Source organism: Sphingobium sp. 15-1, from assembly GCF_013375535.1.
In the GTDB taxonomy this organism is placed as follows: domain Bacteria; phylum Pseudomonadota; class Alphaproteobacteria; order Sphingomonadales; family Sphingomonadaceae; genus Sphingobium; species Sphingobium aromaticivastans.
On sequence record NZ_JABXJG010000002.1, the window covers coordinates 1,432,788 to 1,453,248 of the forward strand.

Consider the following 20,461-nt stretch of genomic DNA (forward strand, 5'->3'; position numbering starts at 1 on the left):
CGCCTTATTGCCAGCCCAATCCCAAGGCCTTTTGCAAGGCGATATAGTCCGCCGTCATGGCCGCCGTCCCTTGCGTCAGCGCCAGCGCCGCCGACAGGCTCTGCCGTTCCGCGTCGAGGAGCTGGATGCGCGTGGCGGTGCCTGCGTCGAAGCGCTGGCGCATCAGCGCCGCGGTGCGGTCGGCCGAAGCCTTGGAGCGGGCCGCGCTGGCGACGCTCAGTCGCCGGGCGCCGAAACGGGATAGGGCGTCCTCGCTGTCGCGCAGGGCGTTGAGCACGGCCTGACGATAGTGCGCCGCCGCTTCGTCCCGCGCGCCTTCCGCCTGCCCGACGCGGGCGGCATTGCGGCCGAAGTCAAGGAAGCTCCAGCTCAGCCGGGGCATGGCGATAGCCGCCAGCTTGTCGAGGTCGACCAGATCGCCGGGGCTGGTGCCGCCGATGCCGATCAGGCCCATGAAGCTGAGGCTGGGGAAGCGCGCCGCCTCCGCCACGCCGATCTTCGCGGTGGCGGCGGCAAACTGCCGCTCCGCGGCGCGCACGTCGGGGCGGCGCTTGAGCAGTGCGGCGGGATCGCCCATAGCGACCTCGGCGGGCGGCAGCGGCACGGGCGTGGGCGCCGCCAGCATCGCGTCGAGCGCGCCCGGCGCTTCCCCGGCCAGCGTCGCCAGAGCGTTCAGATAGGCGTCGCGCTCGGCGCTGAGAGGCAAGAGGGCCGCGTCGCCCTGTTCCGCCAGATCGCGCTGCCGTTCCAGCTCCAGCGCGGAGGCGGTGCCCCGGGCGTGGCGCTGTTCGGTCAGGCGCAGCATTTCGCGCTGGCGAGCGAGCGCCTCCTGCGCCAGCGTGATGCGCTGCTGCCGGTCGCGCAGATTGACATAGGCCTGGGCGATTTCGGCGGTCAGGCTGACCTGTGCGTCCGCGACATTGGCCTGCGCCGCGCCTAATTGCGCTCGCGCCGCTTCGACCCCGCGTCGTTTGCCGCCCCACAGGTCGACCTCCCAACTGGCGTCGAAGCCCAGATTGTAGAAGTTGAGCGACTGACTGCCGCCGCCGGATTGGTCGCTCTCATCGGAATTGCCAAGGTCGACGCCGGGCACTGTCGCATGGAGGTAAATGGCAGAGGCATTGGCGCTGGGAAGGGCGCTGGCGCGCTCCGAACGCAGGGAGGCACGGGCCTGCCTGACTCTGGCCTCCGCCGCCGCCACGTCCGGATTGGCGGTGAGAGCGCGGGTTTCGAGCGCATCGAGCGTGGGATCGCCCAGCGCCGTCCACCATGCGGCTGCGGCAGGCGCTTCAGTGCGCGTGCCATCGGGTGCCCGCGCGAACTGCGTGCCGGGGCTGGCCGGCTTGGCGGCTTCCGGCCCATGATAATCCGGCCCGGCGGTGCAGGCGGCCAGACCAAGCAGGGGAAGGGCGATCAGGAGAAAACGCATAAAACCTGCCTCAATGCATCGCGACGGCTTGCCCATGGGGCAAGGGACGCAGGAACAGGACCAGCGGCAGCACGGCGAGGATGCCGACCGCCAGCATCGTGAAAATGTCGTTATAGGTCATCACCAGCGCCTCTTTCTGGATCGTGCCCGCCAGCGACCGAAGGGCGGCTTCATGACCGCCCAGCGAGTGACTGAGCCCCCCGATATAGTCCTGCACCTGGCCGCTATTGGCGCTCAGGCTTTCCTCCATGCGGCGGCTGTGAAGCCAGCTCCGCTGGTCCTGGATGGTGGCGATGCCCGCCAGCGCCAGCGATCCGCCCAGATTGCGGACGGCGTTGAACAGCCCGGCGGCGTCGCCTGCATCCTCTCGCGGGACCGACGCGATCGCGGCCTGGTTGAGAAAGAGGAAGCCGAACACGCTGCCGACGCCGCGCAGCAATTGCGATTCGATGAAATCATGGCCGACCGCCTGATTGGTCAGCACCGTGTCGATCCAGCAGCTCGTCGCCATCACGATCAACCCGGCGCCCACCGCGATGCGGATGTCGAGATGCCGGATCAGCAGCGGCGTCAGCGGCATCAGCATCAGGCTGGGAATGCCCGACAGCAACACGATCCGGCCGGATTGCAGCGCGTCATAACCGGCGATGGCGGCCAGGAACTGCGGGATGACGAAGGCGGTGCCATAGAGCATCATGCCGATCACCAGCCCCATCAGCGCGACCGCGCCGAACTGCCGGTCGAGCAGCAGCTTCAGCCGGATGACCGGCCTTTTCGCGAAATATTGCCCGGCGAACAGCAGGATGAAGCCGATGCCGGAAACGATCGACATCAGCACGATCTCGCGGCTCTGAAACCATTGTTCGCGCTGCCCTTCCTCCAGCACGATGGTAAGGCCGCCCAGTCCCAGCGCCATGCCGGCGATGCCCAGCCAGTCGGCCTGCCAGAACTCGCTCAGCAGCGGCTTCTGATGCGGCATCGTCACCAGCAACAGCGTGACCAGGACGATGCCGACCGGCAGGTTGAGGAAGAAGGCATAATGCCAACTGATATTCTCCGTCAGCCATCCGCCAACCAGCGGGCCCAGCACCGGCCCCAGGATCGCGGTGACGCCGAATAGCGCATTGCCGATCGGCTGCTGCGAGCGGGGCAGACGCGTGGCGATGATCGTCATCGCCGTGGGGATCAGCGCGCCGCCGGTAAAGCCCTGGCCGACCCGGCCGATGATCATGGTGGTCAGATTGTCGGCCACGCCGCACAGCATCGAAAAGCCGGTGAACAGGAAGGCGGCGGCGAGCAACAGGGTGCGCAGCCCCAGCAGCCGTTCCAGCCATGCCGCCAGTGGAATGATGATGATCTCCGCGACCAGATAGGATGTCGCGATCCAGGTGCCTTCCGTGCCGCTGGCGCCGATTTCGCCCTGGATGGTGGGCAAGGCGGAATTGACGATGGAAATGTCCAGCGTCGCCATCATCGCGCCCAGGCTGCCGGCCGCGACCGCCAGCCATGCGGCGGCGTCGGCGCGCTCGGGCACCGGCGCGGCCTGTGGAGCGACGGTAGCGGTCATTGATCGGTCCGCGCGTTATGCCGCTCCTGCTCCCGGCGGACCTGCGCGGCGGCGTCCTTGGCCGAGCGGGTGTCGACCGACACTTCGACCGACATGCCGGGAACCAGTAGCTTACGGGTTTCGGGACCGGCACTGACGGCGATGCGGACGGGGATGCGCTGGACGATCTTGGTGAAGTTGCCCGTGGCGTTTTGCGGCGGCAGGACGGAGAATTGGGCGCCGGTTCCGGGTGCGATGCTGGCCACCCGGCCGGGCAATTCGACGCCGGGCAGCGCGTCCACCTCGATCTTGACCGGCTGGCCGACGCGCATCAGGCCCAGTTGCGTTTCCTTGAAATTTGCCTCGACATAGAGGCTGGCCTTGGGAACCAGCGTCATCAGGCGGGTCGCCGCCTGCACGAACTGGCCCTGCCGCACGCTCCTGTCACCGATCCGGCCATCGGCGGCGGCGCGCAATATCGTCGCCTCCACATCGGTATTGGCGGCGGATAGTTGGGCGCGGGCGGCTTCGCCCTGCGCCTGCGCCTGCCTGACTTGCGCCTCCAGCGTGGCGACCCGTTTCTGCGCGCTGGTCAGCGTCGCTTGCGCGGCGGCGGCTCTGGCGCGGGCCTGAGTCGCCTGATTTTGCAGCTCCGACAGGCGTTCGCGCGTTTCCGCGCCGCTGGCGGCCAGCGGGCGATAACGTTCCACTTCGCTTGCTGCGAAGGCGGCATTGGCGGTGGCGGCGTCCCGTTCCGCCGCCGCCTGGGCGATGGCAGCGCGCTGTTCCGCGATCTGGGCGGCCACGCCGGCGGCGCTGGCCTTGGCGACGTCGATCTGCGCCAGCGACTGGGCCGCCTGCGCCCGGTAGTCGCGCGGGTCGATCTGAACCAGCGGCTGGCCCGCCTTCACATCCTGATTCTCATCGACGAAGACGCGGTCGACATAGCCGGACACTTTGGGCGCGACAGTGATCGAATCGGCCTGGATATAGGCGTCGTTGGTCGATTCCTGATATTTGCCGAAGCTTTCGAAGCGAATGAACCACAGCACGCCGACCACGATCAGCGCCAGCCCCACCAGCAGCAGGATCAGGCGGGCGCGGGGGCTTTTGAGCGGGGAGGAGCGGCGCTCGCCCGAGTCGTCGGCGGATGCGGAAGGGGATGCCGTTGTCGCTGAATTCATGAAGGAGTCCGTCAATTGATCCTGATCTCTATGCTCGCTCTTGCAGTATTGCGCAATACCATTTATTGAGGGCCCTCATGAATGTTTCCGACGAAGAGCTGCTGACGGACCTGTTCCGCACCATCACGCTGATGCGCAAATCCTTCGACCGGGCGATGACGGAGCAGGGCGCTTCGCTGGCCCAGACGAAGGTGCTGATGTGCATCAAGGCGCAGTCGGGACATGCGCGGGCCGTGGATATAGCTGAGGTTATGGGGATCGCGCCGCGTACCGCGACGGAATCGCTGGACGGGCTGGAGCGCGACGGGTTGATCCAGCGGATACCGGACAAGGAGGACAGGCGGGTCAAGCGGTTGACCCTCACCCCCGCCGGGGAAGCGGCGGTGGCCGTGAGCGAACCCCTGCGGCGCCAGCTCATGGCGAAGGTGCTGGCTATTCTAAGCCCGTCGGAACGGCAGCATTTCCATGCTGCGCTGCAAAAATTGATGGAGGGGCTGGCGGACGGCTGAACTTTTGATTCGCGCCCTTTTCTCTGTTATCATCCCCCGGTCGACCGGCATAAGCCTGGCGGCAGGGGAGAGTGTGATGGAGCGTATGCATTACAGCATGTGCCAATGCAGCGTCGGGCTGCTGAGCTTGTGCAGCGCGTCGGCGCTGGCGCTGACCGGCACGCTCTATATTCTGCTCCACTGACCGGACAGCGTGGCGGGCCACCGAACGGGCGCGCCGCATCACCGTGGATGAACCGCGCCCGCTGAAGATCAATCCTTTTCGATCTGGCTCACATCGCGCACCGCGCCGCGCGCGGCATTGGTGGTGAGCGCAGCATAGGCGCGCAGCGCGGGCGAGACATTGCGCTTGCGGCCGAAGGGCTTCCACGCCTTGACGCCGCGTGCCGCCATTTCCGCCTTGCGCTCCGCGATGACGGCGTCGTCCACGGCCAGCTTGATGATGCGGTTCGGAATGTCGATCAGGATCGGATCGCCGGTCGCGACCAGCGCGATCAGCCCGCCTTCCGCCGCTTCGGGCGAGACATGGCCGATCGACAGGCCCGAGGTGCCGCCGGAGAAACGCCCGTCGGTGATGAGCGCGCAGGCCTTGCCCAGCCCCTTCGACTTCAGATAGCTGGTCGGGTAGAGCATTTCCTGCATGCCCGGCCCGCCCTTCGGCCCTTCATAGCGGATGACGACCACGTCGCCCGCCTTCACTTCATTGCCCAATATGCCCGCGACCGCCGCGTCCTGACTCTCATAGACCCGCGCCGTGCCATGGAAGGTCAGGATCGATTCGTCCACGCCCGCCGTCTTCACGATGCAGCCTTCCGGCGCGATATTGCCGTAGAGGACGGCGAGGCCGCCATCCTTGGAGAAGGGATGCTCCGCGCTGCGGATGACGCCCGCCTCGCGGTCGGTGTCCAGCTCCTTCCAGCGGTTCGACTGGCTGAAGGCGACCGTCGTGCGCACGCCGCCGGGCGCCGCCTTGAAGAAATCCTGCACCGCCGCGCTGTTGGTGCGGCTGATGTCCCAGCGATCGAGGGCATCGCTCATGGTTGCGCTGTGGACGGTCGGCAGGCTCGCGTCGATCAGGCCCGCCCGGTCGAGCTGGCCCAGGATCGCCATGATGCCGCCGGCGCGGTGGACATCCTCCATATGCACGTCCTGCTTGGCGGGCGCGACTTTGCAGAGGCAGGGGACGCGGCGCGAGAGCCGGTCGATGTCGGCCATGGTGAAATCGACCCCGCCTTCATAGGCGGCGGCGAGCAGGTGCAGCACCGTGTTGGTGGACCCGCCCATGGCGATGTCGAGGCTCATGGCGTTCTCGAACGCGGCGAAGCTGGCAATGGAGCGGGGCAGGACGGCGGCGTCCTCCTGCTCATACCAGCGCTTGGCGAGGTCGACGATGGTGCGGCCCGCCTCCAGGAACAGTTTTTCGCGGTCGGCATGGGTGGCGAGCGTCGAGCCGTTGCCGGGGAGCGAGAGGCCGAGCGCTTCGGTCAGGCAGTTCATCGAATTGGCGGTGAACATGCCGGAGCAACTGCCGCAGGTCGGGCAGGCCGACCGTTCGATGACCTTCACTTCCTCGTCCGTGTAGCTTTCGTCGGCGGCGGCGACCATCGCGTCCACCAGGTCGAGCGCGATCGTCTGGCCATGAATGTCCGCCTTGCCCGCTTCCATCGGTCCGCCGGAGACGAAGATGGCGGGAATGTTGAGGCGCATCGCGGCCATCAGCATGCCGGGCGTGATCTTGTCGCAGTTGGAGATGCAGACCAGCGCGTCGGCGGTATGGGCGTTGACCATATATTCGACGCTGTCCGCGATCAGGTCGCGGCTGGGCAGCGAATAGAGCATGCCGTCATGGCCCATGGCGATGCCGTCATCGACCGCGATGGTGTTGAATTCCTTGGCGACGCCGCCCGCCGCCTCGATTTCGCGGGCGACGAGCTGGCCGAGATCCTTCAGATGGACATGGCCCGGCACGAACTGGGTGAAGCTGTTGGCGATGGCGATGATCGGCTTGCCGAAATCCTCGTCCTTCATGCCGGTGGCGCGCCACAGGCCGCGCGCGCCCGCCATGTTGCGGCCATGGGTGCTGGTGCGTGAACGATAATGGGGCATGGGCTTTTCCTCGGGTCCTTGTGGAGCGGCGCATTGGAATGGCCCGCCCTTATTTCCATCCGTCATGCTGAACTTGTTTAACTGCGTTGGTCTTCGGCTCAGCATCCATTGTGCCTCCATGCTCCTTGGTCGCCTGGGGAGAAATGGATGCTGAAACAAGTTCAGCATGACGGTTCCGGGATGGTTTAGCCTATCTCGCTAAGGTTGTGAAATATATTGAAGGTGCGTTATAAGGTCGCATGGTGAATGAGTGATGGATCTGCGGCAGCTCAATCATTTCCTGGCGGTGGCTGGGGAATTGCATTTCGGTCGCGCGGCGGAGCGGCTGGGCATGACCCAGCCCCCGCTCAGCCAGTCGATCATGGCGCTGGAGCGGGAATTGGGCGCGCCGCTCTTCACGCGGACCAAGCGTCATGTCGCGCTCACCCCCTTCGGCGCGCAATGGCTGGAGCATGTTCGCCCGGCGGTGGAGGCGGTCGCGGAACTGGGCCCGATGGCGCGGCGCCTGCGGGAAGGGACGGCGGGGCGCTTGGCCCTGTCCTTCGTCAGTCCCGCCGACTACAGCATCCTGCCGTCGCTGGTGCGGCGCTATTCCACCGCCTTTCCCGATGTCGAGATGACATTGGCCGAGGCCACCAGCGACGTCCAGATCGAGGCGCTGGCCGAAGGGCGGATCGATGCGGGCATATTGATCCCGCCCGCTTCTGGTCTGCCGTCGCAGATCGACTATCGGCCGCTGCTGCGGGAGCCTCTGGTCGCGGCGGTGCCAGAGGGGTGGGTCGGGAACGGGGCGCTCCATCTGGAACGGGGCAGGCTGGCGGGCGAGTACTGGCTGGACCAGCCGCTGCTGCTGTTCCCGCGCCATGTGTCGCCCACCTTCCACGACCTGATCATCGACCATTATCGGGCCAAGGGGCGGACGCCGCAAATTCGCCAGCGCGCGATCCAGATGCAGACCATCATCAGCCTGGTTTCGGCGGAGATGGGCATGGCGCTGGTGCCGGCCTCGCTCCAGAATCTGGCGCGGACCGGGGTGCGTTACCTGCCGCTGGCCGATGCCGCGCCGGTGCTGGAAACCGGATTGGCGTGGCGTCGGGCGGATGAGGCGCCGACGTTGCTTGCGCTGGTGGGGATTGCCTTGGGGATGGCTGGATAGTCGTTCCTGCGGAGGCGGGAACCCATCTCCCTTGCGTCGCTCTTGGCGGAACGCGCGGGAGATGGATTCCCGCTTTCGCGGGGATGACGGTCAGCTTGTCAGCGGACCACCGCCCGGGTGTAGAGATGCCAGGTCGCATAGCCCAGCACTGGCAGCACCACCGCAAGGCCGACCAGCGCGGGCAGCGCGCCCAGCACCAGCAACGCGATGACGATCAGGCCCCAGACCGCGACCGTCACCGGATTATGCCATGCCACGCGGCAGGATGTGCGCAGCGCCACGCCCCAGCTTACCGGCTTGTCCACCGCCATCGGGAAGGAGACGACGCTGACCGCCAGCGTCAGCAGGGCGAAGCAGAAGCCGACCAGATTGCCGAGCACGATCATCTGCCAACCCTGCGACGTGCCGAACACCGCCGAAAGGAAGGCGCCGACGGAGGAGGTCGACCCCGGCACATTTTCCAGCGTCACATGATAGATGAGCCAGGCCGTCGCCATCCATGCCATGAACAGCAGCGCCAGCACGCAGGTGAGGTCGAACAGGGCCGATCCGCCGGGCTTGCGGATCACGTCCAGGAAATGGCGCCAGCGCCCGTCCAATCCCGCTTCGCGTCGCCGCGCCAGCTCGTAGAAGCCGCTGGCGAATGCCGGTCCCAGCAGGATCGCGCCCGCCACCAGCGGGAAGATCAGCGGCAGGATCGACATCCGGCTGGCCGACATGATCGCCAGCGCGACGATGACCGGATAGATGAAGCCGAGGAACACCAGATCGCCCCGCTTGGCGAGGAAATCGTCCCAGCCCTGACGCAAGGCGATGCGCAGATCGTCGAAACCGATAGTGCGGATGGAAATCTCTTGCCCCGTGGACGCCTGGGACGAATGAGCAATTGCCATGGTTCGCTCTCCTGACCGAACGCCACAATGCGCCTTGCTCTGCTTTGGTCCTCTGTCGGGACATGCGCGCCTGTTCGGGGCGAGCATCTCTCGGCATGAGGGAGCGCCTCATGGCCAATAGCGGCATCCTACACTGGGAATGCGGGGGCCGCCAGCCCTTTGATGCGCGGTTCCCTAGGCCGCGTGGACGAATTCGGAACGTCGGGAAATGGACAATAGCGGACGTAAGCTGGCCTATCCCTCATTCGTCATGCTGAACTTGTTTCAGCATCCATTTCTCCCCACGAACCAAGGCTCAATCCGGAGGAATGGACCCTGAAACAAGTTCAGGGTGACGATTATGGAAACGGCAGGAAACCACCCAAATCGCTCAGTCCGGCGCGTCCTGAATTTGGCCACGCCGCCTAGCATGCGTCCTGGTTGTCAAGAATGTCATTTCGTTCAGCGATTCCGGCGCTATCTCATTCTAGGAGGATCGGAACAGACGTTCATCGCGCGGGCGACCGGAAGGATCATATGCGGATTTCATCGGCCAGGATTGCTTTGCTTGCTATTATGGCGTTTCAGGACGCATGAGCGGCGGCTGCGCGGTCGTCCCCCCAGCAGATCGGTCCCAGCCGGACAATTACCGCATCGTCGCGCTGATCGTAGCGAGCACCATGATCATGGAGCAGATCGACGCGACCGTGCTTACCACCGCGCTTCCCACCATAGCGCGGGATTTCCGGGAGCCGGTCAATGCGCTCGGTCTGTTGCTGACCGCCTATCTGCTGGCGGTGGCGGCGTTCATTCCCTTGAGCGGGCGTCTGGCCGACCGGTTCGGCGCGCGATCCGTCCTGCGCGCCGCGATCCTGGTCTTCATGGCGGGATCGCTGCTCTGCGCGCTGTCGACATCGGTCGCGGAAATGAGCGTGGCGCGTTTCGTGCAGGGGGCGGGCGGGGCGATGATGACCCCGGTTGGGCGGATCGCTCTGCTGCGGGTGGCGCGCAAGCATGAGCTGGTCTCGGCCACCGCCTGGCTGGTGACGCCGGCCCTGCTTGGGCCGATGCTGGGGCCGCCCATCGGGGGGCTGATCGTCACCCATCTGGACTGGCGCTGGATATTCTACATCAACCTGCCCATCGGGCTGGCGGGGATTGCCGCCATTTCCGCTTTCATCGACAATGGCCGCGCCGCCGCGCCGGGGAAGGCCGACATAGGCGGCTTCCTGATCTGCGCCATGGGCCTGGGCTGCCTGTTGCTCGGCTGCGAACGCGCCAGCCAGCCGGGGCGGTTGGGGGAGGCCTTCCTGCTGCTTGCCGTCGCGGCGGTCATGGCGGGCGTCTATGTCCGCCATGCGGCTCGCTGTCCCGATCCGCTGTTGGACCTTACCGTCCTGCGCGACCGGTCCTTCCGCCTGTCGCTGATCGGCGGATCGTTGACCCGCATCACCCAGGGCGCGCAGCCTTTCCTGCTGCCGTTGCTGTTCCAGGTGGGGTTCGGCTTCAGCGCCGCGGCCAGCGGGGCCATCATGCTCGCCACGGCGGTGGGATCGCTGGTGGCCAAGGCGATCGTCTCCCCGGTCCTGCGCCGTCTGGGTTTCCGGCGCAGCCTGATCCTGAATGGCCTGCTGTCCTCACTATTCTACGGGCTGGCGGCGGCGTTCCGGGCGGACTGGCCGGTTCCGCTGATGATGGCGGTGCTGGTGCTGGCGGGCTTTTTCATGTCCTTCCAGTTCTCGGTCTACAATACGGTGGCTTATGACAGCGTGGAGGCGGCGCGGATCAGCCGCGCGTCCAGCCTCTATTCGACATTCCAGCAATTGCTGCTGTCGCTGGGCATCTGCACGGCCTCCGTCGCGATTCAGGCCAGCATGGCGGTCCGGCATGCGGCCTTGCCCCGGACCGGGGATTTTTCCGCCGCGCTGATCGTGGTGGCGCTGATCTCGCTTCTGGCCTTTTTCGCGAACCGGCGCTTCGCCCCGGATGCCGGATCGGCCATGAGCGGCCATGTGCCGCGGGAGGATCGGTAGAAGCGCGCCGCTACAGGGCGCTCAGGCGATCCGCCGGGCGATGACCCGCGCCGGCGATCCGTCGCCGTCCGCGATCGGCAGGGCGCCGAACAGGAATTCCACCCGTTCGCCGGCAAGTGCGGCGTGGCCCGTCAGATGCTCGCAGATCAATATGCCGTTGGCGAGCAATGTCCGGTGGACCGGCCAGTCGAAGCCGGGCTGCCGCAGATGATAGACGAGGTCGGGTGTGGCGAAGTCGCAGGCCAGCATCTTGATGCGTTTTTCCAGCAGCCATGTGGCGGCTTCGGGGCTGAAGCTGGGATGCCGTTCATAGTCAGGCGTGCCGAACCGCGCCGCCCAGCCGGTATCCACAGCCAGAATATCGCCGGGCCGCAGCAGCGGACGGCATTGTTCGAGCTCCGCGACGGAGATGATCTCGTCCGAGCCCTGTTCCACGCGCCAGACGACGCCTTCGCCGCTCAGCCGTTCCGGCGGGATCGATGCCATGTCGGGCGCGTCCTGAAAATAATGCAGCGGCGCGTCCACATGCGTCCCGGCATGGGCGACCATGTGGATGTCGGTGACGTTGAACGGGTCTTTGGGCAGCGAACGCAGCTTGCCGAAGCTGGGCCTGGGGAAGATCGACGCGCAGGGCATGTCCGGCCCGACAGGGTGGGTCAGGTCGATCCAGGGACCGGCGGGCTGCACCGGCCTGCTGTCGGGCAGGTCAAGCCAGCCGATCCAGCCATCCGGCGCCTTGGGGCATTGCTCGCACATCGGGTCGTCCTCTTCCGCCGCTCAGGTCTGGACCTGGAACGGGTCCCGGTCGCTTTCCGACAGGTTGATCATCACATTCTTCGTTGTGAGGAATTCCTTCAACCCCTCTTCGCCGCGTTCACGGCCAAAGCCGCTGTCCTTCACGCCGCCGAAGGGCGTCTGCACGGCCACGGCGCGATAGGTGTTGACCCACACCATGCCGGCGCGCAGCGCGGCGGAAACGCGGTGCATGCGGTTGAGGCTCTGCGTCCAGATGCCCGAAGCCAGGCCGAAGCTCTGGTCGTTGGCGATGGCGATCGCCTCCTCCTCCGTGTCGAAGGGGATGATCGAGAGCACGGGACCGAAAATCTCTTCCCGCGCCACGCGCATCTGGTTGTGCACGTCCGCGAAGATGGTGGGCTTGACGAACAGCCCGTCGCGCAAAATGCCGTCGCGCGCCGCTTCCCCGCCGGTGATCAGCCGCGCGCCGTCCTGCTTGGCCGATTCGATGAAGGAAAGGATGCGGTCGAACTGCGGCTGGTTGGCCGCCGTGCCCATTTCGGTCGCGGGGTCGAGCGGATCGCCCAGCCGGATATTCTGGGCGCGGCGGGCCAGTTCCTCGACCACGCCCGCATAGACCGATCGCTGGACCAGCAGGCGCGACCCGGCGATGCAGGTCTGGCCCGTCGCGGCGAAGATGCCCGCCAGCGCGCCGACCGTCGCCTTGGGCAAGTCCGCATCCTCGAAGATGATGTTGGGCGATTTCCCGCCCAGCTCCAGGATGACGGGCGTCAGGTTGCGCCCGGCCGCCGCCGCGATCTCCCGCCCGCCATGGCTGCTGCCGGTGAAGCTGATCTTGTCGAGCCCGCCGCCCTCCACCAAAGCCCTGCCGGTGCGCACGTCGCCGGTGACGACGTTGAACACGCCCTTCGGGAAGCCCGCTTCCTCGACCAGCCGGGCGAACTCCAACGTGGTGACGGAGGCATGTTCGGACGGCTTGACCACGACGGTGTTGCCCGCCGCCAGCGCCGCCGGCACCTTGTTGGCGAGCAGCGCGATCGGGGAATTCCAGGCGGTGATGACGCCGATCACGCCCAGCGGTTCCATCGTCGCATAATCGAAGATTTCGGGCCGGTCGACCGGGATGACCTTGCCGAAAATCTTGTCGGCATAGCCCGCGAAGAAACGGAACACGCGCGCGCAGAAGCGCATTTGCGACCGGGTTTCCCGTATCACCTTGCCATTGTCGGTGGATTCCAGCGTGCCCAGCCGGTCGGCGTCGCGCTCGATCAGGTCGGCCAGACGATGCATCAGCCGGGCGCGCTCAATCCCCGGCACGCCGCGCCAGCGCCGTTCGAAGGCTTCGCGGGCGGCGGCGACGGCGGCGGCGACATCGTTCGGGCCGGCCTGCGCGATGGTTGCCCAGTCTTTCTGGTTGAACGGGTTGAAGGTGGGAAAGCGTTCGTTCGATTCCGGCGGCACCCATTCGCCGCCGATATAAAGGTCGTAATCCTGCCGCACAGCCAAAGTCATCCTCCCGCCTTTTGCCCAGTCCTAGCCTGCGGATGCCATGCCCTCCAATATGTTTCCGGTGGGCGAGAATAACGGAAGCTTATGGTGCCTTTTCCCTTTTCATCCGGATTGGCCGGAAAGCCGGACAAGGAAAGTCTCCGACGATGCCGGCATGCGATAACGATATGCTGCTCATCCGCGATTATATTGTAATGCATGCTAGGCGGCCATAATGTCGTTCCAACCAAAATATCGATAAGGGATGCAGCGTGAACGCAAGGGCTGGCCGGAACGAAGGGCCTTATGATTTCATCGTCGTGGGTGCGGGGTCGGCCGGATGCGCGGTTGCCAATCGTCTGTCGGAGGATGGCCGGGAACGGGTGCTGCTGATCGAGGCGGGCGGGCGCGACAGCAGCATCAACATCCACATACCGCTGATGGTCGTGAATCTGCTGAAGGACCCCAATCACACCTGGCCCTTCATCACCGAGCCGCAGACCGCGCTCAAGAACCGCACTCAATTATGGACGCGGGGGCGGGTGCTGGGCGGCTCCAGCTCGATCAACGGCAATGTCTATGTCCGGGGCGATCCGGCGGAGTTCGACAGTTGGGCGGAGATGGGCCTGCCCGGCTGGGGCTGGTCGGACATGCTGCCTTATTTCAAGCGGATGGAAAGCTATCGTCAGGGCGATCCGGCGGTGCGCGGGCATGACGGGCCGATCGGCGTCACCAGCCTCAAGCATTTTGACGCGTTGGCCGACGCCTTTGTCGAGGCGGGATGCCAGGCCGGGTTCGATTATGTCGAGGATTATAATGACGGCCATTATGAGGGCGCGTCCTATCTGCAATATTCGACCAAGCGCGGTTTCCGCTCCTCTTCGGCGGTTGGCTATCTGAAACCGGCGCGGGGCAGGGCGAATCTGGACGTGATGGTCGACGCGCTGGTGACTCGGGTGATCATCGAAAATGGTATCGCCACTGGTGTCGAGGTCCGGCGGGGCAATGAACTGACGCGGATCAGCGCCCGCAAGGAAGTGATCCTGTCGGCGGGGCCAGTGCAGTCGCCCAAGCTGCTTGAATTGTCAGGCATCGGCAACGCATCGCTGCTGCGCGAATATGGGATAGAGGTGGTGCGCGACATGCCTGCCGTGGGCGAGAATTTGCTCGACCATCCCAATACGCGGCTGACATTCGAATGCACCAAGCCGATCACCATCAACGACGCCTTGCAACGTCCCACGGTCAAGGTGAAGGAAGGCTTGAAATTCGCGCTGTTCGGCAAGGGGCTGCTGTCGATCTGCTCGGCGGTGGCGCATATCGTGATGCGCAGCTCCCCGGACGAGCCGCGGGCCGATCTCAAGCTTCAGCTTCAGCCCTTTTCGGGCAAGGATCGCTATGCGCGCAGGCCGCAGGACGGGTTGGATGCGCATTCGGGCTTCACCGTGGGCGTCATGGGGCTGCGGCCCCGGTCGCGCGGCTGGACGCATATCCAGTCGGCCGATCCGGTCGTCTATCCGAAGATCGACCCCAAATATTGCGACGATCCGCATGATGTCGGCGTGTTGCTGGCGGGCATCAAGGCAGTGCGGGACGTCGCCTCCCACCCCGCGATGCAGGCGATGATCGTGCGGGAGACGCGGCCCGGCGACGCCACCGTCACCGATGAGGAGATCATCGATTATATCCGGGAAACGACGCAGACCACCTGGCATATCGTCGGGAGCTGCAAGGCGGGGACCGATGCGGAAGCCGTGGTCGATCCGCAACTGCGTGTGCGCGGTGTCGGCAATTTGCGGGTGATCGATTCGTCGATCTTCCCGACCATCCCCTCCTCCAACACCAATGCGCCGACCATCGCATTGGGGGAACGCGGCGCCGACATCGTGTTGGCGCAATGGCGCAACGACAGCCGGGTGGCCGCATGATGCGTATCGAGAGAATAGAGCTTCACGTCACCGAGCTGCCCGTGCGGCTGAAGCGCACTTTTTCGAGCGGCAGTTACGATACCGGGCCTTCGGACCAGTTGCTGGGCAAGCCGGTGCTGCTCAAGATCCATGCGGAGGGCGTGACCGGCATCGCGCAGATACGCCCGATCAGTCCGGGGCATTTCGTGGCCGATACGGTGCATAGCGTGATCGGCGCGATCAAGGATATTTACGGGCCGTTGCTGATCGGCAAGCGGGTTTGCGATCTGGAGTCCATCGATGGTCTGCTGACGTCCCGGCTGGCGGGGAACCCGGCGGCGCGGGCGTTGATCGACATTGCGCTGCACGATGCGTTCGGCAAGGCGGTGGGCCTGCCCGTCCATGCGCTGATCGGTGGGCGGGCGAATGCCGTCATTCCGCTGGAATGGTCGGTCAGCCTCTATGACGATCCCGCGCAGATGGTCGCGGACGCCCGCCGCGCCGTCGAGGAATTCGGCATCAGGGTGTTGTGCCTGAAGGCGGCGGGCAAGGGCGGCTGGCGCACGGACGTCGCCAATTTCGAACGGGTGCGGGCAGCGATCGGGCCGGACATCATGATCGGCGTCGATCCCAATACCGGCTGGACGGCGGCGGATACGGTGTCGGCGCTTCATGCGCTGCGCGATCTGGATGTGGGCTATTGCGAGCAGCCGGTGGAGCGGGCCGATTTGCGGGCCATGGCCGCGATCCGGGCCAAGGCGGGCGGGGTTCCGATCATGGCGGACGAGAGCCTGTTCACGCTTCAGGATGCGGCGCGCATCGCGGATGCGGGGGCGGCGGACGTGTTCTGCATCAAGCTCTACAAGGTTGGCGGCTTGACGCCTGCGCGCAAGATCGCCGCATTGGGCGAGGCGCATGGGATTGGGATCAATTGCGGTGGGCTGGCTGTCGCGTCGCAGCTTGAGGCGGCGGCGGCGGCGCATTTCTGCGCTTCGGTTCCGGCGGCGCGGACGTTTGGCGCGGCGGAGTTCGTCTTTGGCGTGGGGGTGTTGGGCGACGATCCGCTGATCGCGGAGGGGGCCATGGAGATAGTGGACGGCGCTGTGACTGTGCCGACGGGGCCGGGGCTGGGGCTTGCCGTTGATGAAGCGGTGCTGGAGCGAATGACGCTTCAGAGGCTGGAGGTGACAGGGTAGATTGGCGTTGGTCTCCGCCGAGTTGGGTGGAGAGCGGACAGGCTGAGTGCTGCGCTCTCCTTAGGGGGCGTCGTGCTCCTGCGCAGGCAGGAGTCCAGTCCCGTCCTCAGTGTCACCGCACCGTCTGAACTGGGCTCCTGCCTGCGCAGGAGCACGGTGTGCGGAAGCAACTTTAATCCGACACCGTCTGGAACTCATGCACCGCGCGCCGCACCCGCAAAGGCGTCAGATTCGGCGCGACGGAGTGCACGAAGTCCAGCAGGAACGACCGCAAATAGGTGTTCCGCCGCAGCACAATCTTGATCGTACTCGAAGGCAGAAGATGGGACGCATCCCGCGCTCGAATACCGACGTCGCGATCCGGATCGTAAGTCATCGCGGCCAATATGCCAATTCCCAGCCCCATACCAACATAGGTCTTGCAGACATCTGCGTCGATGCCGCTCATCACGATCTTCGGTTCCAGCCCGGCGTCTGTGAAAGCCTTCATCACTTTCCAGCGCCCACTATAGCGGGTATCGTAGGTGATGATCGGATAGCGGGCGATCTCCTCGAGCGTCAGTTCCGGCACGTCCAGGATCGGGTGCCCGACCGGCGCGACGATGCAGCGGTGGAGGTCGAAACAGTCGAGCTTCACCAGATTGGGGAAGTCCCGGGTCGTTTCCGTGCCGATCGACAGGTCGGCGTCGCCCGCCTCCACCAGCGCGCAGATTTCCTCCGGGTCGCCCTGCTTCAGCACCAGCTTGACGTCGGGGTAGCGGGCCACGAATTTCTCCACCACCTTGGGCAGCACATAGCGGGCCTGGGTATGCGTCGTCGCGATGGTGAAGACGCCGCGATTGCCCGAATGCATATCCTCCTTCAGCGATTTGAGCGCGGCGATGTCCGTCGCGATCCGCTGCGCGATGGAGAAGACGACGCGGCCCGGCTCGGTCAGGTCGATGATGCGGTTGCGGGTGCGCATGAAGATTTCGAAGCCCAGTTCCTGCTCCAGCAACTGGATCTGGCGGCTCACCCCCGGCTGCGAGGTGTTGAGGGCATCCGCCGCCGCCGAGAGATGATTGTTATGCCGCACGATTTCAACGACATAGCGGAGCTGTTGCAGCTTCATCCGACCTTCCTCACCATGCATTTTTGATATGGCAGAATGCTATAATATTACGTGCGCGCATAAAGCAATCCCCTAAAAGTGGCTGGCATGACAGCGGCGGGGCAGCCTTGTGACCGGTCTCACCGGCGCATCCGCCCGCTTGCCTTGGAGGGGAGGGCGACAAGCGCTTTCCTGAGTCAGAATTGGCCCGAATCAAGAGGGACGGGAATGCCGGAACAGCAACAATCCGATTTCGACATTGTGGTCGTGGGCGGCGGCAATGCCGCGCTCTGCGCCGCGATCAGCGCCGCCAATGAAGGGAGCCGCGTGCTCCTGCTGGAACGCTCGCCCGTAGAGGAGCGGGGCGGGAACTCCGCCTATACCGACGGGCTGATGCGCACCGTTTATGACAGCGCCGACGACATCCGCGCCTATTGCCCCGACCTGACGGACGAAGAAGTGGCGGTCAGCGACTTCGGCACCTATACCGAGGAACAGTTTTTCGACGATATGGGCGAGATCACCCAATATCGCACCGATCCCGACCTGTGCGAGCTGCTGGTGAAGCGAAGCCGCGAGACGATCCTGTGGATGCGCGACCAGGGCGTGCGTTTCTTCCCCAATTTCGGGCGCCAGGCCTATCGCGTGAACGGCCGCTTCAAATTCTGGGGCGGCGCCACCATCGCCGTCGCGAGCGGCGGCCCCGGACTGGTCGACGCGCTGTACAATGCGGCGGAAAAGCGGGGCGTGGAGATACGCTACAATGCCTGGGTCCGCGATCTGCTGCGCGATGAAAGCGGGATTTCCGGCGTCACGCTGATCAACGATCAAGGCGAGATAGAGACCATCCATGCGGGAGCCGTCGTGCTGGCCTGCGGCGGGTTCGAGGCCAATGCGGAATGGCGCGCCCGCTATCTGGGGCCGGGCTGGGACTTGGCGAAGGTGCGCGGATCGCGCTTCAACACCGGCGACGGCCTGTCCATGGCGCTGGCCGCCGGGGCGCAGCCCTATGGCCACTGGTCGGGGTGTCATGCCGTGTCCTGGGAACGCAATGCGCAGGATTTCGGTGATCTCGCGCTGACGCCGCAATATCAGCGCCATTCCTATCCGCTCTGCATCATGGTCAATCGCGACGGCAAGCGCTTCGTCGACGAAGGCGCTGATTTCCGCAACTATACTTATGCCAAATATGGCCAGGCCGTATTGCAGCAGCCGGGGCAGTTGGCGTGGCAGGTCTATGACTCCAAGGTCAACCATTTGCTGCGCGACGAATATCGCACGCGGCAAGTCACCAAGGTCGTCGCCCAGACCATCGAGGAACTGGCCGACAAGATCGGGGAGATCGACAAGGAGCAGTTCCTGGCGACGGTCGCGGAGTTCAACGCGTCGGTGAAGACGGATGTGCCGTTCGACCCGAACATCAAGGACGGGCGCGGCGCATCCAGCAACGGCGTCGTCCGCAGCAACTGGGCCAACAGCATCGATACCGGGCCGTTCGAAGCCTATGCGGTGACTTGCGGCGTCACCTTCACCTTCGGCGGCATCAAGATTTCGACGGAAGGCGAGGTCATCGACACCAACGGCCATGCCATCCCCGGCCTGTTCGCGGCCGGAGAGATGGTCGGCGGCATATTCTACTTCAACTATCCGGGGGCAAGCGGCCTGACGAGCGGAGCCGTGTTCGGCCGCCTCGCAGGCGGCAGCGCCGCCGCCTACGCCAAGACAGCCTCGCGGAAGCCCGCTCTGTCCGTCGCCTGATCTCTTATCGAGGAAAGATCCTTCATGAACGCACCCAGCAAATTCGTCGTCCCCGGCGCGACCCGCGACATCGCGGATTTCGCCGCGACTCTGCAATATCGCGACATTCCCGACGACCTGATCCTGAATGCCAAGCAGTGCATCCGCGACAGCCTGGGCTGCGCCGTGTTCGGCGCGCCGACCCCCTGGGTGCAGGCGGTGGTCCGCACCGTCGGCCTTCTCGGCCAGAAATCCAGCGCCAGCGCCTGGGGCATGAAGGTCAAGGCCGATCCGCTCGGCGCCGCCTTCATCAACGGCACGGCGGCGCAGGGTTATGAGCTGGACGACTGCCACGACCAGTCCATGTCGCATTATGGCGCGGGCGTCGTCCCCGCCGTGATCGCCTGTTCGGAGGGCGCATTCGGCGCCTTCACCGGCAAGGACATGATCCGCGCCACCGTCGCGGGCTATGAACTGGGCACGCGCATCGGCAACACGGTCAGCCCGTCGGCCTTCCATCGCGGGTTCCATCCCTGCGGTCTTACCAGCACCTTCGGTTCGGCGGCCGCCATCGCCAAGCTGCTGGACCTCGACACCGACCAATATGTGAGCGCGCTGGGTCTGGCGGGCAGCCAGGCGGCGGGGCTGATGGCGGCGCAATTCGGGGCGATGGCCAAGCGCTTCCATTCCGGCAAGGCGTCGCAGAACGGCATCATCGCCGCGCTCTGCGCCCGCGAGGGGCTGACCGGCGTGCGCGACGTGCTGGAGGCGCCCTATGGCGGCTTCTGCTCCACTTACTCCGCCGAATATGATCTGAGCTTCGCCACCGACGGCCTGGGCACCGATTGGGAGATGCGCCGCAACGGCTTCAAGCGCTATTCCTCGCTTGCCAGCAGCCAGACCTCCGTCGACGCCCTGCGCGCCATCCGCGAGAAAGCGGGCATCCGGGGCGAGGATGTGGAGAAGGTCCGCGTCGGCACGACGGACATGGTGTTCGTCCATTGCGGCTGGCCCTATGTCCCCAATGGCGAGACGATCAGCGCGCAGATGAACCTGCCCTATACCGGCGCGGTGACGCTGTTGGAGGGCAATGCCTTCATCGATCAATATACGGACGAAAAGCTGACCGATCCGAAGATCATCGACCTCGCCAACCGGATCGAAGTCTATGTCGATCCCGAACTCGACGCGCGCGAGAAGCACCAGATGCGCGCCGTCCGCGTCACCGTCACAATGAAGGACGGCACGGAGCATTTCCACGAGCAGACCTATCGCAGCGGCCATTGGCGCAATCCGATGTCGGACGAGGTGCTGAAGGAGAAGTTCCGCGATCTCGCCAGCCGTCAACTGACCGCGGAAGCCGTGGCCGAGATCGAACGCATCATCGACAATCTGGAAAATGAGGAAGCGCCCGCCATCGCCCTTGGCGCCGCGCTGCAACAGGTGCGCTGA

At 65.3% G+C, this 20,461-nt stretch carries 15 protein-coding genes; 7 read left to right on the forward strand and 8 right to left on the reverse strand.

Annotated elements, in window-relative coordinates:
• Positions 1-4 precede the first annotated feature (4 nt).
• From HUK72_RS22465 to HUK72_RS22475, 3 genes are read right to left on the reverse strand one after another with little or no spacing between them, the layout of a single operon-like run.
• A complete protein-coding gene (locus tag HUK72_RS22465) occupies positions 5-1,429 on the reverse strand; it encodes an efflux transporter outer membrane subunit (RefSeq protein ID WP_176598730.1) in 1,425 nt (474 codons plus the stop codon).
• A 10-nt stretch (positions 1,430-1,439) separates the two neighbouring features.
• A complete protein-coding gene (locus HUK72_RS22470) occupies positions 1,440-2,996 on the reverse strand; it encodes a DHA2 family efflux MFS transporter permease subunit (RefSeq protein ID WP_176598731.1) in 1,557 nt (518 codons plus the stop codon).
• Positions 2,993-4,159, reverse strand: coding sequence for an HlyD family secretion protein (locus tag HUK72_RS22475; protein WP_176598732.1), 1,167 nt, complete (start codon positions 4,157-4,159; stop codon positions 2,993-2,995). Before HUK72_RS22475 ends, HUK72_RS22470 begins: the two co-directional genes overlap by 4 nt.
• A gap of 77 nt (positions 4,160-4,236) precedes the next feature.
• Here HUK72_RS22475 and HUK72_RS22480 point away from each other — a divergent pair, with 77 nt between their 5' ends.
• The gene (locus HUK72_RS22480; protein ID WP_176598733.1) at positions 4,237-4,668 is read left to right on the forward strand and encodes a MarR family winged helix-turn-helix transcriptional regulator; all 432 of its coding nucleotides are present in this window, start codon (positions 4,237-4,239) and stop codon (positions 4,666-4,668) included.
• Between the two features lie 252 nt (positions 4,669-4,920).
• Here HUK72_RS22480 and ilvD read toward each other — a convergent pair whose 3' ends face one another.
• On the reverse strand, positions 4,921-6,774 hold the full coding sequence (gene ilvD, locus HUK72_RS22490; RefSeq protein ID WP_176598735.1) for a dihydroxy-acid dehydratase: 1,854 nt from the start codon (positions 6,772-6,774) through the stop codon (positions 4,921-4,923).
• A 253-nt stretch (positions 6,775-7,027) separates the two neighbouring features.
• Here ilvD and HUK72_RS22495 point away from each other — a divergent pair, with 253 nt between their 5' ends.
• A complete protein-coding gene (locus HUK72_RS22495) occupies positions 7,028-7,930 on the forward strand; it encodes a LysR family transcriptional regulator (protein WP_176598736.1) in 903 nt (300 codons plus the stop codon).
• 98 nt (positions 7,931-8,028) lie between these two features.
• On the opposite strand, the gene HUK72_RS22500 is transcribed toward HUK72_RS22495, so the two are convergent.
• Positions 8,029-8,823, reverse strand: a complete 795-nt coding sequence (locus HUK72_RS22500; protein WP_176598737.1) for a DUF2189 domain-containing protein — start codon at positions 8,821-8,823, stop codon at positions 8,029-8,031.
• 572 nt (positions 8,824-9,395) lie between these two features.
• Between HUK72_RS22500 and HUK72_RS22505 the strand changes: the two genes are divergently transcribed.
• Complete coding sequence (locus HUK72_RS22505) at positions 9,396-10,835, forward strand: MFS transporter (protein WP_176598738.1); 1,440 nt, start codon at positions 9,396-9,398, stop codon at positions 10,833-10,835.
• A 21-nt stretch (positions 10,836-10,856) separates the two neighbouring features.
• Here HUK72_RS22505 and HUK72_RS22510 read toward each other — a convergent pair whose 3' ends face one another.
• Together HUK72_RS22510 and HUK72_RS22515 are read right to left on the reverse strand one after the other, a co-directional pair.
• The gene (locus HUK72_RS22510) at positions 10,857-11,591 is read right to left on the reverse strand and encodes a cyclase family protein (protein ID WP_176598739.1); all 735 of its coding nucleotides are present in this window, start codon (positions 11,589-11,591) and stop codon (positions 10,857-10,859) included.
• Positions 11,592-11,612: 21 nt separating this feature from the next.
• Positions 11,613-13,103, reverse strand: a complete 1,491-nt coding sequence (locus HUK72_RS22515; protein WP_176598740.1) for an aldehyde dehydrogenase — start codon at positions 13,101-13,103, stop codon at positions 11,613-11,615.
• A 248-nt stretch (positions 13,104-13,351) separates the two neighbouring features.
• Between HUK72_RS22515 and HUK72_RS27690 the strand changes: the two genes are divergently transcribed.
• Both HUK72_RS27690 and HUK72_RS22525 read left to right on the forward strand, forming a co-directional pair.
• Complete coding sequence (locus HUK72_RS27690; protein ID WP_176598741.1) at positions 13,352-15,007, forward strand: GMC family oxidoreductase N-terminal domain-containing protein; 1,656 nt, start codon at positions 13,352-13,354, stop codon at positions 15,005-15,007.
• Positions 15,004-16,182 (forward strand): mandelate racemase/muconate lactonizing enzyme family protein, encoded by a 1,179-nt coding sequence (locus HUK72_RS22525; RefSeq protein WP_176598742.1) that lies wholly within the window; start codon positions 15,004-15,006, stop codon positions 16,180-16,182. Before HUK72_RS27690 ends, HUK72_RS22525 begins: the two co-directional genes overlap by 4 nt.
• 172 nt (positions 16,183-16,354) lie before the next feature.
• Here HUK72_RS22525 and HUK72_RS22530 read toward each other — a convergent pair whose 3' ends face one another.
• Positions 16,355-17,293 carry a LysR substrate-binding domain-containing protein gene (locus HUK72_RS22530; protein WP_176598743.1) on the reverse strand — a complete coding sequence of 313 codons (939 nt, stop codon included), beginning with the start codon at positions 17,291-17,293 and terminating at the stop codon, positions 16,355-16,357.
• A gap of 207 nt (positions 17,294-17,500) precedes the next feature.
• Between HUK72_RS22530 and tcuA the strand changes: the two genes are divergently transcribed.
• Together tcuA and HUK72_RS22540 are read left to right on the forward strand one after the other, a co-directional pair.
• Complete coding sequence (gene tcuA / locus HUK72_RS22535; protein ID WP_176598744.1) at positions 17,501-19,030, forward strand: FAD-dependent tricarballylate dehydrogenase TcuA; 1,530 nt, start codon at positions 17,501-17,503, stop codon at positions 19,028-19,030.
• 24 nt (positions 19,031-19,054) lie between these two features.
• The gene (locus HUK72_RS22540) at positions 19,055-20,461 is read left to right on the forward strand and encodes an MmgE/PrpD family protein (RefSeq protein WP_176598745.1); all 1,407 of its coding nucleotides are present in this window, start codon (positions 19,055-19,057) and stop codon (positions 20,459-20,461) included.

What these genes read in the sequence shown, in the direction of transcription:
- HUK72_RS22465 (WP_176598730.1), bottom strand. Translation starts at nt 1,429, where the DNA reads ATGCGTTTTCTCCTGATCGCCCTTCCCCTGCTTGGTCTGGCCGCCTGC.
- HUK72_RS22470 (WP_176598731.1), bottom strand. Translation starts at nt 2,996, where the DNA reads ATGACCGCTACCGTCGCTCCACAGGCCGCGCCGGTGCCCGAGCGCGCC.
- HUK72_RS22475 (WP_176598732.1), bottom strand. Translation starts at nt 4,159, where the DNA reads ATGAATTCAGCGACAACGGCATCCCCTTCCGCATCCGCCGACGACTCG.
- HUK72_RS22480 (WP_176598733.1), top strand. Translation starts at nt 4,237, where the DNA reads ATGAATGTTTCCGACGAAGAGCTGCTGACGGACCTGTTCCGCACCATC.
- ilvD (WP_176598735.1), bottom strand. Translation starts at nt 6,774, where the DNA reads ATGCCCCATTATCGTTCACGCACCAGCACCCATGGCCGCAACATGGCG.
- HUK72_RS22495 (WP_176598736.1), top strand. Translation starts at nt 7,028, where the DNA reads ATGGATCTGCGGCAGCTCAATCATTTCCTGGCGGTGGCTGGGGAATTG.
- HUK72_RS22500 (WP_176598737.1), bottom strand. Translation starts at nt 8,823, where the DNA reads ATGGCAATTGCTCATTCGTCCCAGGCGTCCACGGGGCAAGAGATTTCC.
- HUK72_RS22505 (WP_176598738.1), top strand. Translation starts at nt 9,396, where the DNA reads ATGAGCGGCGGCTGCGCGGTCGTCCCCCCAGCAGATCGGTCCCAGCCG.
- HUK72_RS22510 (WP_176598739.1), bottom strand. Translation starts at nt 11,591, where the DNA reads ATGTGCGAGCAATGCCCCAAGGCGCCGGATGGCTGGATCGGCTGGCTT.
- HUK72_RS22515 (WP_176598740.1), bottom strand. Translation starts at nt 13,103, where the DNA reads ATGACTTTGGCTGTGCGGCAGGATTACGACCTTTATATCGGCGGCGAA.
- HUK72_RS22525 (WP_176598742.1), top strand. Translation starts at nt 15,004, where the DNA reads ATGATGCGTATCGAGAGAATAGAGCTTCACGTCACCGAGCTGCCCGTG.
- HUK72_RS22530 (WP_176598743.1), bottom strand. Translation starts at nt 17,293, where the DNA reads ATGAAGCTGCAACAGCTCCGCTATGTCGTTGAAATCGTGCGGCATAAC.
- tcuA (WP_176598744.1), top strand. Translation starts at nt 17,501, where the DNA reads ATGCCGGAACAGCAACAATCCGATTTCGACATTGTGGTCGTGGGCGGC.
- HUK72_RS22540 (WP_176598745.1), top strand. Translation starts at nt 19,055, where the DNA reads ATGAACGCACCCAGCAAATTCGTCGTCCCCGGCGCGACCCGCGACATC.